3 protein-coding genes are annotated in these 2,128 nt (G+C 72.1%); all 3 read right to left on the reverse strand.

Going from position 1 to position 2,128, the window contains the following annotated elements; all coding sequences use genetic code 11:
• Positions 1–137: 137 nt before the first annotated feature.
• Genes truB through ABZ951_RS33790 form a run of 3 tightly spaced genes read right to left on the reverse strand, consistent with a single transcriptional unit; the run spans position 138 to position 1,961 of the window.
• Positions 138–1,196, reverse strand: a complete 1,059-nt coding sequence (gene truB / locus ABZ951_RS33780) for a tRNA pseudouridine(55) synthase TruB (protein WP_344097796.1) — start codon at positions 1,194–1,196, stop codon at positions 138–140.
• Complete coding sequence (gene rbfA, locus ABZ951_RS33785; protein WP_344097797.1) at positions 1,193–1,636, reverse strand: 30S ribosome-binding factor RbfA; 444 nt, start codon at positions 1,634–1,636, stop codon at positions 1,193–1,195. Before rbfA ends, truB begins: the two co-directional genes overlap by 4 nt.
• A gap of 31 nt (positions 1,637–1,667) precedes the next feature.
• Positions 1,668–1,961 (reverse strand): DUF503 domain-containing protein, encoded by a 294-nt coding sequence (locus ABZ951_RS33790; protein ID WP_344097798.1) that lies wholly within the window; start codon positions 1,959–1,961, stop codon positions 1,668–1,670.
• Positions 1,962–2,128 lie beyond the last annotated feature (167 nt).

A 2,128-nucleotide genomic window follows, 5' to 3' on the forward strand; every position in this document is an offset into this window, starting at 1 on the left:
GGCGATGTTGTCGGCGATGGTGCCGCCGAAGAGCCAGGTGTCCTGGAGGACCATGCCGATGTGGGAGCGCAGGTCCTCGCGTGCACGCACACGCCCCGCCCCACGGTGATTCCGCTGTGGGCCGCTCGGCCCGGTGATCAGACGAAGGCCGCCAGGCTCTTCGCCTTGCCGCCCTGGTTCTCCACGAGGACCAGGAAGCGCCCGTCGGGCCCGAAGACCGCGATCGGGCCGGTGGTGTCGAACATCGGCACCCTGACGCGGACGCCGTTGCCGAGCAGGCGGGCCTGCTCCTCGTTGACGTCCCAGCGCTGGAAGGCCGCCGCCGCCGCTTCCGCGACGGGCATGATCGCGAGCTCCTCCTGGAGCTGCTCCAGCGTGCGCGCCTCGCCCAGCCCGTACGGGCCGACGCGGGTGCGCCGCAGCGCCGTCAGGTGGCCGCCGACGCCCGTGTCCGCGCCCAGGTCGCGGGCGAGCGCCCGGACGTAGGTGCCGGAGGAGCAGACGACGGAGACCAGCAGGTCCTGCACCGGGGTGCCGTCCTCGGCCACGGCCGGGTGCACGGCGTGCACGGCGAAGGTCGAGACCGTCACCGGGCGGGCCGGGATCTCGAAGTCCTCGCCCTCGCGCGCCCGCGCGTAGGACCGCTTGCCGTCGATCTTGATCGCGCTGACCTTCGACGGGACCTGCATGATCGCGCCGGTCAGCTTGGCGACCCCGGCGTCGATCGCCTCACGGGTGATCCCCGAGGCGTCGGCGGCGGAGGTGATCTCGCCCTCCGCGTCGTCCGTCACGGTGTTCTGCCCGAGGCGGATCGTCGCGACGTACTCCTTCTCGGTCAGCGCGAGGTGTCCGAGCAGCTTGGTCGCCCGTTCGATGCCGAGGACGAGCACGCCCGTGGCCATCGGGTCGAGCGTGCCGGCGTGGCCGACCTTCCGGGTCCGGGCGATGCCGCGCATCTTGGCGACGACGTCGTGCGAGGTGAACCCCGCCGGCTTGTCGACGATGACGAGGCCGTCCGGGGGCGGCGGGCCCTTCTTCGCACGGCCCGCCCGGCGCGTGGGCCGGGCGTCGGCAGCGCCGGCCGGCGCGCCCGTCCCCCGCTCGGTCCGCTCCCCGGCCTCGGCCGTCTCCGGGGTCGCCTCGTTCTCGCCCGCGGCGGGCTCTTCGGCCCGCTCGCGGGATGCCTGCTCCATCATGCGGACGCGTCGTCCTCGTCCTCGCCCGGCTTGCGGTACGGGTCCGCTTCGCCGGCGTACTTCGCGCCCGAGGACACCTCGCGGACCTCCGCGTCCTTGGCCTTGGCCTTGGCGAGGAGGTCGTCGATGGTCCGGGCGTTGTCCGGCAGGGCGTCCGGGACGAACGTCAGGGTCGGGGTGAACCGCACCCCGGTCTCCCGGCCGACGGTGGAGCGCAGGATGCCCTTGGCGCTCTCCAGGGCGGCCGCCGAGGCGGCCCGCTCCTCGTCGTCGCCGTAGACCGTGTAGAACACGGTCGCCTGCTGCAGATCGCCCGTGACCCGGGTGTCCGTGATGGTCACATAGCCGAGCCGCGGGTCCTTGATCCGGCGCTGCAGCGTCTCCGCGACAATCACCCGGATCCGGTCGGCCAGCTTGCGCGCCCGCGCGTTGTCGGTCATGCGCCTACTTCTTTCTTCTTCGGTTCAGTCATCAGTCGTCGTCGCCGTGGATCCGCCGTCTCACCGACAGCAGCTCCACCTCCGGCCGCTCGGCGACGAGGCGCTCGCAGCGGTCCAGGACGTCCCGGAGATGCCCCGTGTCGCCCGAGACGACCGCGAGCCCTACCCGGGCCCTGCGGTGGAGGTCCTGGTCGCCGACCTCCGCCACACTGACCGCGTACTTGCGGGCCAGCTCGGCGACGATCGGGCGGACGACGGAGCGCTTCTCCTTCAGCGACCGTACGTCGCCGAGGAGGAGATCGAAGGACAGAGTCCCTACATACATGCGTGACGGGTGAGGCCCACCCGGGAGGCGTGAGGTGTAGCTGTGTGTACGAGCTCTTAGAACCGTACATGCAACGGCCGGGGGGGGGGGGCGGGGAAAATGACTGGCTGGGGCCCCCGGCCCCCCCGCGCCCCCCCCCCAGGGGACTACCAAACAGAGAAAAACAA

It is taken from the genome of Streptomyces sp. NPDC046215 (assembly GCF_040646215.1).
Classification (GTDB): Bacteria; Actinomycetota; Actinomycetes; order Streptomycetales; family Streptomycetaceae; genus Streptomyces; species Streptomyces stramineus.